This window comes from Shewanella sp. 0m-8, from assembly GCF_052977265.1.
In genome coordinates this window covers 251,065-267,786 of the sequence record NZ_JBRIMB010000001.1, presented here as the reverse complement: position 1 = coordinate 267,786, position 16,722 = coordinate 251,065, and the positions used below count along the sequence as shown (strand labels likewise).

At 41.3% G+C, this 16,722-nt stretch carries 13 protein-coding genes and 1 pseudogene; all 14 read left to right on the top strand.

The features are described 5' to 3' along the window. Window positions 1-105: 105 nt before the first annotated feature. The 14 genes and pseudogenes from ACVBIO_RS01175 to ACVBIO_RS01110 all read left to right on the top strand — a co-directional run bounded on the left by ACVBIO_RS01175 (window position 106) and on the right by ACVBIO_RS01110 (window position 16,670). On the top strand, window positions 106-528 hold the full coding sequence (locus ACVBIO_RS01175; protein WP_447171812.1) for a hypothetical protein: 423 nt from the start codon (window positions 106-108) through the stop codon (window positions 526-528). Between the two features lie 40 nt (window positions 529-568). Beyond that, window positions 569-1,267: a response regulator transcription factor gene (locus ACVBIO_RS01170; RefSeq protein WP_447159271.1), complete on the top strand. Its 699-nt coding sequence runs from the start codon at window positions 569-571 to the stop codon at window positions 1,265-1,267. Next, a complete protein-coding gene (locus tag ACVBIO_RS01165) occupies window positions 1,264-2,475 on the top strand; it encodes a sensor histidine kinase (protein WP_447159270.1) in 1,212 nt (403 codons plus the stop codon). Before ACVBIO_RS01170 ends, ACVBIO_RS01165 begins: the two co-directional genes overlap by 4 nt. Before the next feature lie 516 nt (window positions 2,476-2,991). Then, entirely contained in the window at window positions 2,992-4,296 is a 1,305-nt protein-coding gene (locus ACVBIO_RS01160; RefSeq protein WP_447171811.1) for a GGDEF domain-containing protein, read from the top strand. Window positions 4,297-4,583: 287 nt separating this feature from the next. Continuing rightward, the gene (locus ACVBIO_RS01155) at window positions 4,584-5,462 is read left to right on the top strand and encodes an AraC family transcriptional regulator (RefSeq protein WP_447171810.1); all 879 of its coding nucleotides are present in this window, start codon (window positions 4,584-4,586) and stop codon (window positions 5,460-5,462) included. 186 nt (window positions 5,463-5,648) lie between these two features. Continuing rightward, window positions 5,649-6,515 carry a nuclear transport factor 2 family protein gene (locus ACVBIO_RS01150; protein WP_447159267.1) on the top strand — a complete coding sequence of 289 codons (867 nt, stop codon included), beginning with the start codon at window positions 5,649-5,651 and terminating at the stop codon, window positions 6,513-6,515. A gap of 125 nt (window positions 6,516-6,640) precedes the next feature. Further along, window positions 6,641-7,537 (top strand): protein-ADP-ribose hydrolase, encoded by an 897-nt coding sequence (locus tag ACVBIO_RS01145; protein WP_447171809.1) that lies wholly within the window; start codon window positions 6,641-6,643, stop codon window positions 7,535-7,537. Next, window positions 7,525-8,394: a hypothetical protein gene (locus tag ACVBIO_RS01140; protein ID WP_447159265.1), complete on the top strand. Its 870-nt coding sequence runs from the start codon at window positions 7,525-7,527 to the stop codon at window positions 8,392-8,394. The genes ACVBIO_RS01145 and ACVBIO_RS01140 overlap by 13 nt, the downstream gene beginning before the upstream one ends. Window positions 8,395-8,515: 121 nt before the next feature. Next, window positions 8,516-9,075 (top strand): annotated as a pseudogene (locus ACVBIO_RS01135) (transposase); the annotation flags it as partial. Window positions 9,076-9,435: 360 nt separating this feature from the next. Further along, a complete protein-coding gene (locus ACVBIO_RS01130) occupies window positions 9,436-10,551 on the top strand; it encodes a trimethyllysine dioxygenase (protein ID WP_447171808.1) in 1,116 nt (371 codons plus the stop codon). Further along, window positions 10,539-11,552: a low-specificity L-threonine aldolase gene (ltaE, locus tag ACVBIO_RS01125; protein WP_447171807.1), complete on the top strand. Its 1,014-nt coding sequence runs from the start codon at window positions 10,539-10,541 to the stop codon at window positions 11,550-11,552. Before ACVBIO_RS01130 ends, ltaE begins: the two co-directional genes overlap by 13 nt. Before the next feature lie 14 nt (window positions 11,553-11,566). Next, window positions 11,567-12,928, top strand: a complete 1,362-nt coding sequence (locus ACVBIO_RS01120) for an APC family permease (protein WP_447171806.1) — start codon at window positions 11,567-11,569, stop codon at window positions 12,926-12,928. A gap of 1,021 nt (window positions 12,929-13,949) precedes the next feature. Beyond that, the gene (locus ACVBIO_RS01115; protein ID WP_447171805.1) at window positions 13,950-14,303 is read left to right on the top strand and encodes a hypothetical protein; all 354 of its coding nucleotides are present in this window, start codon (window positions 13,950-13,952) and stop codon (window positions 14,301-14,303) included. 114 nt (window positions 14,304-14,417) lie between these two features. Beyond that, the gene (locus tag ACVBIO_RS01110; RefSeq protein WP_447171804.1) at window positions 14,418-16,670 is read left to right on the top strand and encodes a hypothetical protein; all 2,253 of its coding nucleotides are present in this window, start codon (window positions 14,418-14,420) and stop codon (window positions 16,668-16,670) included. Window positions 16,671-16,722: the final 52 nt, after the last annotated feature.

Genomic DNA, 16,722 nt, shown 5'->3' with positions numbered 1-16,722 from the left:
TTATTATTGAGTTTGAAGACAGACTTGTGAAACATATTAACTAAAACTGCAGTTACACAGAATCTGTTACACCCTCGTGATCTTTGATGACCCCAAGGAGATCTAATGACTGAATCAACTGAATCAACTGAATCAACTGAATCAACTGAATCAACTGAATCAACTGAATCAAAAAATACCAACCAAGAAGCTGAGCCTTGCTCGAAAAGGTCGACGTCTTGGTTAAACAGTGTCAAATGCTGTATTAATAAAGTGAAACTGTTGCTTAACAAATCGAAACAATGGTCGTCAAACATACCATCAGGGCTTAAAATCCTTCGTGAAAATGGACCAAAAGCACTTATTGGTTTAGCCTCTTTCTCTCTGTTTTTCATACTAGGATTGGTTACGCTGGGCGCGAGCTTATTAGCTGGTATCGCAGCGGTGATTATGATGAAATGGCAACAGCATAAAGCGGAAACGATGCCAACTAATGTGGCAGAACCAACGCCAACTGAACAACAAAATGTCCCTATCGTTGCGGCTTAAGCGACAACGACGTTACCCTATGATCTGAGAGAGAACCGTCATGCGAGTGTTACTAGTTGAAGACGATGTGAGTCTGAGCACTTTTGTTGAAAAAGGGCTGCGTGAAGCTGGGCATCAAGTCGAGGTGACAGAAAATGGCAAATATGCGTTGACCCTATGCATGACGGAACACTTTGATGTGGCGATCGTCGATCGCATGTTGCCGGGCTTAGACGGATTGTCTTTAGTTAAGGCCCTTCGAGCAGCGCAAGTGGGAACACCTATCTTATTTTTGACCTCCTTAGGCGGGGTGGATGACCGTGTGCAAGGATTGGAAGCGGGAGGTGATGATTATCTCACTAAGCCATTTGCATTCTCTGAACTGCTTGCGCGTGTTAGCGCTCTTTCTCGCCGGTCCGGATTGACATCAACCGACACTAAACCGCAACTGACTTTTGGCGATGTGGTATTAAACCTGTTTGAACATACCGCAACACGTCAAGGTAAGCTATTGGATTTACAGCCTAAAGAGTTTCGTATTCTAGAATTATTCTTGCGTCATCCTGGCCGCGTGATCACCCGTACTATGCTGCTTGAACACGTATGGGATATTCATTTTGATCCTCAAACCAGCGTTGTCGAAACTCACATTAGTCGTCTTAGGAATAAAATAGAGAAGCCTTTTGGCGACACTTTGATCCAAACCGTACGAGGCGCAGGCTACAAGTTAGAACATCGACATATTGAGGAGGCTAAATGAAACGCAGACTCCTTGATATGTTGCAAAATAAAGTCTCACTTCAGCGAATCGTTAATCGACTCCCAATGTGGATGAAAAGCTCTGCTATCCAGCAAGGCGTGATGTTTGCTCTGGTGTCGCTGTTTAGTCTTGTGCTTATGGCCAGCGTGACCATTCTCTATGTTGACTATGAACTGGGTCAACAGAACAGTGAGATAGTCAAAGAATCAAAGCTACGGGCAACAGGTGATAAACACGATATCGACGAAGATCCGATTGAAGATGACGACATTATCGCGGTGCTTACCACAGGTTTTATTCTTGCTGGCGTTTTAGTATCACTCTTTACCATTGCCATTGTTGTCGCGATGAGCCGTGTTAGTCAGCAACGAATATCTCGTATTGAACAAGTATTGAACGCGGCGGCAGACGGTGATTTGTCGGCACGAACGGGCGAGATAAACACCTATAACGATCTGGCGAGAATATCTGTCTCTGTGGATGAAATGCTTTCTCGTTTAGAAGGCTCTGTGGCGGCGATGAGCGATATTTCGTCCAATATTGCCCACGAGCTGAAAACGCCTATCACGCGTTTGAGGCACAATTTACTAACCTTACGTGACGAGGCTGATGCATCATCAATTGCGCAAAGTCAGAGCTTTAACAATGAGTTAGACCATGCCTTGGCTGATTCTCAACGTCTTGCTTCTATTTTTGATGCGTTGTTACGCATTACTCAAATTGAGTCAGGCGCGAGACGAAGCCGCTTCACGACAACGGATTTAACCCAGATTGTTGATACCGTCGCCGAAATTTATGTCGATGTTGCAGAAGATGCCGCAATGCAGTTGCAGATCCATAAAGCCCAATCACCGTTACTGATCCAAGGCGATCGAGAACTGCTGATCCAGCAAATTGCCAACTTGATAGAAAATGCGCTGCGATATTGCTCTGCAGGCAGTGTGATCAAGCTCAGCTGCGGCGCGGATGATAAAGCCTCACTGGTTTGGCTCAAGGTTGAAGATAATGGGCTCGGTATTGCTGAAACAGAAAGGGAGCGTGTTTTTGAACGTTTATATCGTGTCGATAAAAGCCGTACCGATGGTGGCTTGGGGCTGGGTCTCTCGTTGGCAAAAGCGGTTGCGGGCCTACATCACGGCACTATTACCTTACATGATTGTGAGCCAGGTCTGGGTGTGATGATCACGATGCCAAGAGAAGATGTCTAATTTTTAATGCTTAATGCTTAATGCCAAGTGCTTATTGCCTTCTAATGCCTAATACCTAGTGAACGTTAATCTAGCTCGATTAACGGTGACGGAGATTAGAGAGCACTTACCAAAGCCACGCAATGACACAGCCTTAATATGTAGAAAAAAATCTCGAACCTATGTTCGGGATTTTTATTGCTTGTGCATATTGAGTGGGCAATCTTGTTCGCTCTTAGTGGAAAATACAATGCGAAATCTATGATATAATTTAAGATTGAACTAGTATTCAGAATTTATGAATATGTACAGGATTTATCAGATTAGCAAATCCATTAAAATTAACGTTAAGCTATTGATATGTAGCGATTACCTCTTAACAAAGAACCCTTAACAAAGAACTCTTAATAAAAGATTTTTAACAAAATATTCTTAACAAAGCACTTTTGATAAAGAAATCTTGATAAAGGATTCTTGTTGAAAAATAATTTTGAGTTGTGACCACTTTTTTATAACCATTACCGGATAGTAAATATTATGACAAAAAGGAACGTGCTTAGCATTTGCTTATCTTTTATTGTATCTATAAGTGCTGTTAATTTGTTTGTCACTGTTAATAAGAGCGAGTTGAATAGTAAGTTTTTAACTAACATCCTTTTTATTAGTGATGCAATATACCGCTTTAATGTCAACAGCCTTAACAGTGAGTATATTTCTCTACCAGCTGGTGATTTAAGCCAGGGGGTCATAGTCAAAGGTTCTCAAGATAAGAAAATTCGAGACCTATCTAAGCATATAGATAACCTATTTAGTGTATTAAAAAGAAACCCCATCATAGCTGACAATCTATGGACGGTCGCGAATGTATATCCAGAATATGTCATTCCCAAGCCATTTAGAGAGCAGTACGTTCACCTTTATGATAGGGATTTTGCAGAGGGAAACTACTTAGAACGTATTTTGAAATTAGAAAATATAGAAAAGACTTTAAAAGGCAGTGGTTTAACTGTTTTTGAAACCGTGAGGGTTTTTGGGCCTTATATAGAATCTGGCACTAATGAAGAGTTATATTCAATTTATTATCCATTATATTTAGAAGGTGATGTTTTTTCTGTTTTAGTTATTGATATTAAAGCTGATTTTCTAAGCGACTTTATATCAGACTTCAATGATGAAAAATTCACTTGGTTTGAGATGTCAGATAAAGACAGTAATAACATAAGCACGGTTGTTTACGAATCTTTAGCGCTTAAAACTGAAAACAAAAAAGTAGGGCTAACCATAAAAACGCCACTACTTTATAGCAGTGCTGCAATATTGGTATTAACACTAATAATACACAGCTGCTTTTTAATTGCTGCATACATTAGACGGTTTTATATCGAAAGCAGCATTGATAGTTTGTCTGGTTTCTATCGTAAAGATAGGTTTATGAATAAAGATATGTCAGTTAACTCTATGTGTCTAATTGATATAGACCACTTTAAGAAAATCAATGATGTTTATGGGCACCTTGTCGGTGATATTGTGATTTCAGAAGTGGCAAATAGAATAAAGTCCTCAATGCGGTCCACTGATCTCGCTATCCGATGGGGCGGGGAAGAGTTTGTTGTTATTTTTAATGGTGAACTTTCTTTCGAACAGTTTAATAAAAAAGCAGATGAATTGTTAAAGGTAATAAATAGTGAAAACATCAATGACATAGGCGTTACTATATCAATAGGTGCTATTTACTCTGAGTCCAAAATGAAATTACAAGAAGCGTTTGAATCATCTGACAAAGCGCTTTATGAGTCAAAAAACTCTGGACGAAATAAAGTCACTATTTATCGTCATGGCTAATGAATTATACATCTAATTACCACGTAGCATTGAACAATGCATGATTTAAGAAACTAATTGGCCAGACAAAAGGACAGTAAGACCACCTAAAATAATGGATTAAGTTTCTATCTCGCTATTCGTTGAAATAGTTCAAGAACCTATTTTAAAAGAGAAACATGCCTATCATCAAGTGTGTTTCTTTGTCATCACAAGTTCAACAATGCTAAGCTTAGCTAGGCAATCCTTTGCCACCTTTTACAATATAAGCGATTTAAACTAATCAAACTCTGTAGGACGTGCTGTTAATGCCCATCCCGAAAATAGGTTTCAACCATCAAAAATCCAACCAGGCCGAGTTTGAAATCTTTGAGCTTGCTTCTCTACTTTCGAGACCTAACCTAGATCACGATCCACAAATGCCCCATCGGGTGAGCTTTTTCATGTTCATCTGTATTAAAGAAGGGCAAGGTAGCCACATGGTGGATTTTGTAGAGTATCCATTCCAACCCGGCTCAATTATCTTTGTGCAGCGTGAACAAGTACATAGCTTTGATCTATCATCGAAACCACAAGGTAAAATATTACTGTTCACTCAAGCCTTTTTAGACCGCTTGCATAGCAATATGCGCTTGCCAGATTACACGCCAACACATCTTAACGCCTCCCATTCACCGCTGGCACAGCTGAGCGAACTCGATCGCAAGCGTACTCGCACATTAATCGCTGAAATGATTACCGAGCAGCAACAAGAGAACTGCGATCCCTTGATAGTCATGTACCTTTTTTCTGCGCTCGCGTTGATTTTTCATCGCTTACGACCAGAGTCCGTTCACGACAGGCTTTCGATAGAGCAAAATGTACGCCTTGCGCGATTTTTTGAACTGTTGCTGCAAAACTTTTCTCGGGTGCGAGACGCCAACTGGTATGCACATCGACTCAACACCACCTATAAAACCCTTAATCAAGTATGTAAGCTGGCAACCGGTTTAACCGCAAAGCAGATGATTGACGCTTTTATCATTATTGAGATGAAACGACGCTTAGTGATTAATAGTACGACCTCACAGCAGATGGCCTATGACTTCGGCTTCGAGGATGCCAGTAACTTTGTTAAATATTTTAAGAAACTCACCGAGCTAACGCCGACACAATTTCAGACGAAATACAGTAAACCCGTCTTATAGCGGTAACAGCCAAAACCTCTATCGCTCTAAATACAACCCTAAACACAGCTATTACCTTAATTTTCAACCAGTTAGTTACGCTGCCTTCTGTAAGGTTCGATATTGACCATTTTTCGGCATACTTCAACACTGCAAAAACATCCCTTGTCCACTAACCTATATCTCATTCGGGCAAGGACGGAAGCAATGAATAAACTATCAAAAATATTCACACAAACATTAACTGTAATTGGCGTAATGGGTCTCGCGGCCTGTTCTCATGTAACATCGGAGTCAGAGTCTATGAGCAATAAAGAGAAAGCGGTAGCCGTAATTTCAAGCATCGAAACAGGCGACCAAGCAGCAATCAACTACATTAATGCAGCGCAATATACGCAACATAATCTAGCCGTTGGCGATGGATTAGCGGGATTTGGAGAGGTGCTGCAAGCTCTGCCAGAAGGTAGCGCGAAAGCCAGTGTGAAGCGTGCAATTCAAGATGACAATTACGTTGTGCTTCATACTGAATACAACTTTTTTGGTCCTAAAGTCGGTTTCGATGTATTCCGCTTTGAAGATGGCAAAATTGTTGAGCACTGGGATAATTTGCAAGAAATTGCTCCAGTAAATCCAAGTGGACACTCTCAGCTTGACGGCAGCGTGGCCATTACCGACCTAGATAAGACGGCAGAGAACAAAGCTATCGTCGCAGACTTTGTTAAAACGATTTTGATGAATGGCGACATGAGCCAGATAAACAAGTTCATCGACAACGAAGACAGCGCATACATACAACACAACCCTAGCATTGGCGATGGCTTAAGTGGTCTTGGTAAGGCACTCGAAGAGCTGGCAAAAGCAGGACTAGCGATGAAGTATGACACCAATCATAAAATTATCGGCGAGGGCAATTTTGTTGTCTCTATTAGTGAAGGTGTCTTTGCCAATGAACATGTGGCTTTCTACGATTTATTCCGTCTCGATAACGGTAAAATTGTTGAGCATTGGGACGCCATCGAAACGATTCCGGCTCAATCTGAGTGGAAAAATACTAACGGTAAATTTGGCTTCTAACCCGCCCTAGAATGACTAACTAGTACAAGCAGCTAGTACAACTAACTAGCAACAAGCAGGCCGTTAGCTATCATATGGATAGTTAGCGGCCTTTTTATTCGTGTAAGCATCAGAGCAAAGTGACAATGACCAGACTCAATATCCAAGATTATGCTCAGCAAATAGCGCTTTATGAGCCATTTAACCCCGACTTTAGCTCTCAAAAGGGCAAAGACCAATTAGTTAACGAGCTGCTTAAACAACTCTCTGAGGTGCTGGAATCACTCGGGGTCACAAATTATCAAGATTACGACGCTCAAAGCCAGCGCGTATTATTGGATAACGCCATAACGGTTTTGCCTGCAAATTATTTATCAGCAGAGAGTACCGATGCACTGACGCAGTTATTACAGATAGAATGCAACGAACGTGAGATAACCGATGTAAATGACTTAGCTGCAAAGCCTTTTTTAACCCTAGGTAATACCAAAATTGTGCTTTGGAAAGGGGACATTACGACACTCGCGGCTGACGCAATTGTGAATGCCGCCAATAGCCAAATGCTGGGTTGTTTTCAACCTCAACATAAGTGCATCGATAATGCGATCCATAATCGAGCAGGGGTGCAGTTAAGAGCCGATTGTGAGGTGATTATGGCGCTACAAGGCAATATTGAACAAACAGGCATGGCAAAGATCACCCGAGCTTATAACTTACCCGCTAAATTTGTGATCCATACCGTTGGGCCTATTGTACAAAATAAGATTCTACCAAACCATGCAGAACAACTCGCGGCCAGCTATCGCAGCATTGTAACCTTAGCCAAGCAAACAGAGCGTATTCACAGCCTGGCTTTTTGTTCTATATCGACAGGCATTTTTGGATACCCGATTGAGCAAGCAACGAAAGTCGCACTCGATACCGTGACTCAATGGTTAACTGAAAACCCAGACTCGTTCGAGACGATAGTTTTCAACGTATTTAGTGAATATGACCACCATGTATACCAAGCAGTAATGGAGGATTATGTATGTCAGCGATGAAAGCTAGAACGCTCGATCAACAAACCTTAACCAGCATACAGGCATTATTGAACCAGGCCGATGCGGTTCTCATTGGGGCCGGTGCTGGCTTGAGTGCTGCTGCCGGGATCAATTACCTCGATCAGAATAAATTTGAACAGGTATTTCCTGGTTGGGTTAAAAAAGGCTTCACGGCCCAATATCAGCTGATGGGCTACCCACACTGGACTCAATTAGAGCAATGGGGTTATTACAAGGCACACCTTGAATATGTGTACTTTGGTCAAGATGACAATCAGCTATATCGACAACTGCGGCGCGCCGTAGCGGATAAAAACTACTTTGTGATGACATCAAATGTAGATGGCCTTTTCTACAAGAATGGCTTTGATAAAAACCGATTTTATTCGCCTCAAGGGGACTATGGAAAAATCCAATGTACAACGCCTTGTAGCCAGCAAGTCTGGGATATTCGACCATTCCTGGACAGAATGGAACCTTATTACGATGCCGATGAGCAAGTGTTAACCGATGACATTGCCATTCCTCGTTGTCCAAATTGTGGAGGTGAAATGTTTATCCACGCTCGAATTGATCGCTCATTTATCGATTCGGTCCATGAACCTGACAGAATTAAGCTTATAGATTGGTTAAATCAAGTCGCGGATAAGAAGGTGTTGTTGCTCGATTTGGGCTCAGGCTTTAATACTCCCACAGTCATTAGAATGCCGATGGAGCAAATTACACAGAGTCTGCCTAATGCACATCTGGTTAGAGTCAATCTAGATCATGCCGAAGTGCCAGCTAAACTTGCCACCAAGGCGATAGCAATTAAAGCCGATCTAAAGGTATTTATTGAGGCTCTCGCAGCGAGCTAACACAATAAAGCCATGTTTGAGTTTTGGACGCGTTCGACGACAAAATAACCAAGACACCCCAAACTGTTGGATAGCGATTCTTCTACTAGGCTTTAGTTAAGGTTGAACAGAGGAATGTGTTATGCCAACGCCAAGAAAAGCGTTAGTCAGCTTGGAAGATACCCCTTATTATCATTGCATAAGTCGCTGTGTTAGAAAGGCATTCCTGTGTGGGGTTGATATTCACACGGGACAATCCTATGAGCATAGGCGTGACTGGGTCGAAAGTCGGCTGTTGCAGCTGGCTGAAGTGTTCGCAATCGATATCTGTGCTTTTGCCGTGATGAGTAATCATCTGCACCTTGTATTGCGGGTTGATGCTGAGCTGGCTAAGAGCTGGTCAGATATCGAGGTTGTAACGTAATGGCAAAAACTGTTCAAAGGCGATAGCCTGAATCACGATTTTATTAAAGCTGAATCTCTTAAATCTTATCAACAAACAATCATCAATAAGCGGGTAAAAGAGTACCGACTTCGACTCATGGATATCTCTTGCTAACGCATTCAAAAGAGTTGCGGGCGCTTAATGAACCCATTGGCAGAAAGGCCAATGCTGAAGATAAGTGTAAGGGGCGGTTTTGGGAGGGGTGGTTTAAGTCCCAAGCCTTGCTTGATGAAGCCGCAGTGCTGGCTTGTATGGCTGTCTTTGCTTTAATCTCATTTTATCCGTAAAGAAATAAATACGAGTCAGTGCAGAGCAGCTATTTTAACTAACGCTAATAAAGAAAATAGTTTTTAGCTCTACGGATCAGGCTTGGCCGGAAATTTAATATTTCGACCCTGACAAAATAGAATAATAATAATAGCCTCTAGGGATAAAAGGATAACCACTTAATTTAACATAATGAAAATATTATTAGCCGAAGATGGCTTTAAGACCTTCCCGGTAAAGCTCTTTGCTTACAGCTTGATTGTTGTAACTTGTTAATGTTAAGTTTGGTGGTTGTTATTTTCTTTGCGGTGTTAACTGTTATTTGACAGGTTAACTTAGGGATCTATTTTATGTTTATTCACGAATGTAAACGTGTGGATGAAAGTCTTTCGATTAAATTTTCTAATAATAAAGAATCACACTTCAGTTTATTTTGGTTGAGAGATCACAGTACCGATGCTTCTAGCCTTAACCCCGGTACATTACAACGAGATGTTGACACCTTTTCCTTACCAGCAGTCCCTGAGCTAAAAGAATTCCAAGTGATTAATAACGGCGCTCAACTGTGCATTCAGTGGTTGGATGCCGATGTAGTGAGCGAGTTTGATGCTGACTTTCTGTTTAATATGGCATTTACGCCAGTCAAAGAGCCGGCATATCAGTTATGGGCTAACGAGCTACAAAACCAAGTCCCAGATTTTGATTTTGAACAGGTGACGGCTAACGATGCTGCTTTTTTACCTGTGTTAGAAAGTATGGAACGATATGGTTTAGTCACATTTTCGGGCATGCCAACGGACATGGAAGCCACTAAAAAGTTGCTCAATCAAGTCGGGTATATCCGAGATACCGTATTTGGTAGTTTATGGGACTTTTCTAATAATGGCGCTCATAGCGACAGTGCCTACACGAGTGTTGGCATAGGTCTACATACCGATAGCACCTATACACTTGATCCTCCTGGATTACAGTTACTGCATTGTTTAGCCTTTGACGGCGAAGGTGCCTTCAACCAATTTGCCGACGGTTTTAAGGTTGCTCAAACCATTAAAAATGAAGATCCAGCCGCCTATGAGATCCTGACCAAGATTAAGGTGCCTGCGCATTATATTGAGCCCGGCATTCAATTAAAAGGTCAGCATGAGGTTGTGCGCGAAGATATCAATGGCCAGTTTGAACAAATTTGTTTTAATAACTTTGATCGCAGCCCCTTTATGCTAAGTGCTAGTGAGCAAAAGGCTTTTTATCATGCTTATGGTCTGTTTCAGCGTTTAATTAACGACCCTAAGTTTCAGGTGAGCTTTCAATTACAACCTGGCCGTGCGGTATGGTTTGATAATTGGCGTGTACTTCATGCGCGCACAGCCTTTAGCGGTTTTCGTCATCTTGCTGGCGGTTACACTAATCGAGAAGACTACATCAGCAAGAAGTTAACCTTAAAAGGGAAAACACCATGGCAGGAGTAATCGATTTACGCAGTGATACCGTCACGCAGCCTTGCCTGAACATGCGCGCGTTAATGGCATCAGCCGAAACGGGAGATGATGTTTACGGTGAAGATCCTAGCGTTAAGCAACTTGAAGCATATGCTGCAGAGTTACTTAATAAACAAGCCGCGGTATTTTGTCCCTCTGGCACCCAAAGCAACTTAATGGGACTGCTGTCTCATTGTGGCCGCGGTGATGAGTACATTGTTGGTAGCGTCGCGCACACCTATCTTTACGAAGGTGGCGGCGCTGCGGTATTAGGTAGTATTCAGCCCCAGCCATTAACGCTACAACGCGATGCAACCATGGATCTATCCGAACTGGAAAAAGCCATTAAACCGAAAGACGTTCACTATGCCAGAACCAAGTTGATTTGCTTAGAAAACACTCATGCTGGTCTCGCTTTACCTCGCGGTTACACTCAAGACGTTAAGGCGATAGCAGAGCGCCATGGCTTAGCCATGCATTTAGATGGCGCAAGGTTGTTTAATGCTGTTGTTGACGGAAACACGAGCGCTGCAGCCTTAACCGCAGATTTTGACAGTGTTTCAATATGCTTATCAAAAGGCTTAGGGGCGCCTGTTGGCTCGCTACTTGTTGGCTCAAATGAGTTCATCGACGAAGCTAGACACTGGCGTAAAATGTTAGGTGGCGGTATGCGCCAAGCAGGAACTATTGCGGCTGCGGGCTTGTATGCCTTACAAAACAACATAAATCGTTTGAGCGAAGATCACCGACGAGCCAACGAATTAGCAAGGGCATTAGAACAAATTGACGGTGTAGGGATCCCTCTCGGCCAAGCCCATACAAACATGTTATATGTGAGCGTTAGCGAAGCAATGAGACAACGCCTTGCAAAGCGTGAAGCCAATAACAATATTTTGCTGCCTTCAGGGGAGCAGATGCGACTGGTTACCCACTTAAATATTAATGATGATGATCTAAAAGCCATTATTGAGTTATTTCAACAAGCGGCTTAACGCCAGGACATCTGATGACACAAAATATAACTGCACATCCCCAAGACCACAGAGTCATGGGGTTTTGGCGCGTTTGGGCCCTTGCCGTAGGCTGCGCTATTGGTTCGGGGATCTTTATGATGCCGACATTATTGGCCCCTTATGGCATGTTAGGATTGAGTAGCTGGTTGGTTGCTGGCGCGGGTACTGTGCTGATTGCACTGACATTCGCAAGGCTAGCAACCAGAATACCTAAAACCGGTGGTTTATATATTTACGCTGACTCAGGTTTAGGCTCTATGGCCGGATTTATTGTCGGCTGGTGCTATTGGATCTCCTGTTTAACTGCCGTAGCAAGCGTCGCCATTGCATTTATCAGTTATTTATCCGCTTATGTGCCGATACTGGCAGAGCACAATGAAGCCGGGTTAGCTGCATGTTTAGCCTTAATTTGGCTTATTGTCGGTTTAAATATTCGCTCGATTAAGGGCAGTAGTACCTTTCAAGTCATCACGACCATTTTAAAGATCGTGCCCTTGTTAATACTCGCGCTATTGGGCTTAATCAATATGCAGCCGGAGATGCTACCTGAGTTCAATCCGACAGAGTTATCACCAATCGCAGCAATATCAGCTGCCACTATGTTGGTTATGTGGTCATTTTTAGGGATTGAATCTGCCACTGTTCCAGCGGGTAATGTGATTAAACCTGAAAAAACAATCCCAAGAGCCATCATTGCCTCAGTGCTGACTATCTTAGTCTTGTATATATTGGTGAGTTTAGCGGTGAACCTAACGGTGCCTACAAACGAACTTAAAAATTCAACTGCGCCCTTTAAGTTAGCAGCAGAACGGTTAATGGGTCCTGTTGGCGCGTTAGTCGTGACCCTTGGTGCTTTATTGTCGACGCTAGGGTCCTTAAATGCGAATACCTTAATGTGTGGACAGATGCCGATGGCCATTGCGAGCAATGGATTATTTCCAAAGCGATTTAAACGTTTGTCTAAAAATGGCACGCCAACATTCGGTTTACTCGTGTCGGGCGCTATTGTCTCGGTGTTATTGATAATGAATTACACCAAAGGCTTAATCGGCGCGTTCACTTTTTTAGTGATGATGGCGACGTTAGCGACCTTGATGGCTTACACCTTATGTGCCATTGCAGAGTTCTACTTTTTAAAACAGGATAAACCATCAGCAGCACGAAACCGCGCCATCATTCTTGGCATTGGCACCTTTGTATATAGTTTGTTTTGTATTTTGGGAGCAGGGCAGGAGATTGTCTTTTATTCTTTCTTTCTGATTTTATTAGGCTTGCCTATATACGCCTTACAAAGAAAACCCAAAACCATGTCAGAGACAGAGACAGGTATGAATGAAGAGTTACTATCAGACTAATTAAAGTAATAGTCACTGATAGATAACTCTCATTATGACTTTCATTTAAGCGATTTCATTATTGGCCAATATTATAAGGCGCTACAGCTATTCTACAGCGCCTTTTGCGAACTTAAGCAACTGGGTAAGCCGATATCGTCAGGCCGTAAGCATTTTATCAAGCGTTCAAATAAATACAGCGAATTTCAATAGATTGGCTGCTACGGTCATTGATCTTAAACCATTTAGAACCGATGTAATTCAGAGCAAAGTAAGCAATTACAGAAAGTCAGCACTAACAGAGCTTTGTTTTAAGCTTATTCAGACTATGCACAGGGCTATACATAGAACTGAACACAGAGCTAAACAAAAAACATGCAGCAAAGAAAAGCGCTAATCCATTGCAGCGTCTCGTTTATCTGGTTAATTAGATAGAGTTAATGAGAATGTTTTGAAGCAAGATAGAGCCATAAAAAAATGGCTCACAGGATTAGACTCACAAGCTTTAAGCCACAGCAGACAATGCCTACATGGTTTTAGCTTTAGCATGTGTTTGCCAAGTCATAGTTTCTAAATACACAAGCTGACTGAGATTCTCAAATTAGGTGACAATTCCCAAATGTTAATCGTACTTTAAGGTCGGATCTTCTTTAGCGGGAATCAATAAGTTACCCAAGTTTAGAAAAGATCGATTGACCAAATTCCAAACCTTAACACCGGATCTTGTAGTAGTTAGAAATGATAAGCCCGGATCAATACAAATCTCTCCGATTTGAGCTCCATTTATGAATGGACTACGAGGACTTATAAGTAATACTAATTTTATACTAATTTGCTTATATTGTCTAATTAAAGACCCTTCGTCTGTCTTCACCTAAAGCATTAAAACATAGTTATTTTTTCATGATGCCTGTTCACTAAAGGCATCTCAAAGAGTGATTTTATTTACACTTGAATATATTTTAAATTGGCTACTAGTTTTGAATAAACTCACGGCTCTAAGAGGCTATAATGAAGGAATGAATTCTGAACCGGTCAACATATGATGAAAGAGAACCTAGATGACACAATTAATGATATTAAGCCATTAGAGTGGTTCAAAGCTTTTGATGTGACAGTAGAAAAGCTAGCCTATTTTTCAGGTCTTTCAAATTCTTCTTTAATTGGCTTAAGCGATAAAGCCAGTGCTGAGCGACTTAGTCGTATTCAATCGATTTTGAAACGAATTCAATACTGGTTTGATGATGAGCACCAAGCCTGGGAGTGGTTCATAAGCAAGCGGATTCCATCATTTGGTGATTTAACGCCATCCGAAGTAGTGAGAGAGTTTGGAGACGCTGGTATCCATAGTTTGCTTGAATACATTGAGCATAAGGAGATAGGAGGCTTCGAGTGACTGGTAAAAGCAAACCTAAATTTACTAATGAAAGACTGCTATTTCTTTTCTTTTAAAATTCATAAGAGTATATTTTTAAAGTATTAATTTCACGTCTTATAAAGTTTAGAATGTATGGATACAACTGCTAGACATAAAATGTGGGAAGTTTATTTGACTGGCCACCCGTACCCACTGATCGCATCGCAGGTGCTCACTAAGATCAGTGATGGTATCTCGCTTCACGACATTGCTAGATTAAAACGACTCACAGCTGAAAGTGAAAATGACGGTGAGGTCTTCATCCGCTGTAGCGAATGTAATTGCCCATTATTTACAAGAGCAAGTAGCACAGATGATAAGTCTCCCCACTTTGTTCACAATCGTCATCTTGCTCCCAGTCTTGAAAGTATGCTCGCTTGTTCTTTCTACAAAGGTATCAATAGTACCTTGTTTTCGCAGATCTACCGTGGTGAGGGTCTATGGCATTTTGAAACTAAATCAGAACTAATCCGCATCCTTAATAGTAGTTCCAAGGTGATCCCAGAAAGTGTTGATTCAGGTAAATATATTTTCAAAAGTGACCACGAACTAAATGTACGTAGAAAACCAGACGTTCAATTTACAGATATATCAGGTAATCAATGGGTTATAGAGTTAGCACGTTGGTGGTTGTCTCCTAAAACGGTTGTAGAACGAGAGCATTTTTTTAGAGATAAGGGAATAAACCTGTTGTGGTTGTTTAGTCCTGCGTGCAGACAAAAGAATCAAGGGACTTATGAACTGATAATGTATGGGTCAAATTTTGAGGAAACATCTTACCAAGGCCAAACAAGACCACAAAACAATGCTTTCACTATCAGTAATCGTGCATTAGATGCTTGTAGAACTCACAGCACTCTAATGTTCGATACACATTACCCTGAATATCAGTTTAATGAGAATACAAAAAAAATTGAATCTGTTAATCACCACGAATTGGTTGAGTTTACAGAACTTATTCTTTCACCTTATGAACACCTCCCATACGCCTATGAAACGTCCAAGTCTTTAGCGGAAGCTAAAGCAAAATTGAGACAAGCCAATAGAGGCGTTCTTGCCGGTGTCATTAGACAAGTTCGATTTGAATATTTTTCAGTATTTAGCGAAAAGCCTAATGCAGGTTGGAGCATAAACTTTTCATATAAGAACTTTAATGATTGGCGATTAGCAATTGGTGATGAATACCTCAATACTAACCGTATAGGGCAAATGCTAGTTAAGTTGGAGCGCTACTATCGGAATGAAGAGCGAAAAAAATTAGCATGCAACATTCGAATAATCAGAGACTACGCATGGCGGATCAAAACGAACGGTAGAAAGCCGACAAACAAACAAGTAACAGAGTGCTTAGCGAACAATATCCTATACAAACTACCCAATAATTATCCATATCAAAACGCAATTTTTAAACTCAATGACCACTTGCTTACTTTTACTGAAAATCAAGGTAATCGCCAATTTATCGCTGGAGGAATAAATAGCTTAAGACATGATATTAATGCACTAAGAACGGAAATAAAGTTTAGCCTTAATCAAGGTGTCGCTAGAATCGACAATATCGTGCAGAAACTAGAAGACTTGAGTGCTGAATGTCCTTTGAAGGACTACAGCATACGCCTAACTAACCGTATTAATTCAACATTACTGTATGCCCAAGCGATCAAAAGCCACCGACATAGATTGGCCCGAGAAGAAGCCCTGGAAAAAATCAAACAGAATAAACAAATACTAGACAGGATTGAATCTGAAACTCTCGAACTACTCGATTTTATCAAGAGTAATGGATTACAAGAGTTTCCCTTTAATGCTAGTACGATTGTGATCAGGTATAACCGATTGAGAAGAGACTGCAAGGCTCATCAATTAACAAGTCAGTGGAATGCTCTTGATTCAGCGTATAACTCCGCATTAAATGACTACAAGTTCAAGACTATGAAAACAATGTGGCCATTATTATCTCAAGGCTGGAGTGATACGGTTAACTTTGATTGCGAACTAGGCAAGCTATTCAGCTATTTACAGTTGCGATTTCATTTAAAGACTCCTCAACATCAGGAAGGAGCGCAATATCAACTCTGGAGTAAGCAGTTGATTCTGCATTTTATCGAAACCCTAAATGCTGAATTAGAGCAACTCTATACCATAGCTCAGTACTCTAGGCATGATCAGTTAATATCCATTCGTCGAAACGATGCAATCTTTGCTAGGCGGGTGAAATATACCTATAAGTTAATTATTGAGCGGGATAAAAGCATCGTAAACGAGGCTATTTACGGTAAGCTTTCTTGGTTGAAATGCCTATTAGGTGAGTTAACTGCCAATCCGAATTTATCTCGATTGCGGTAAATAATAGTTCGGTCATGAAGTGAAATTTTTTCACTTTAAATCTTTTTTGGCT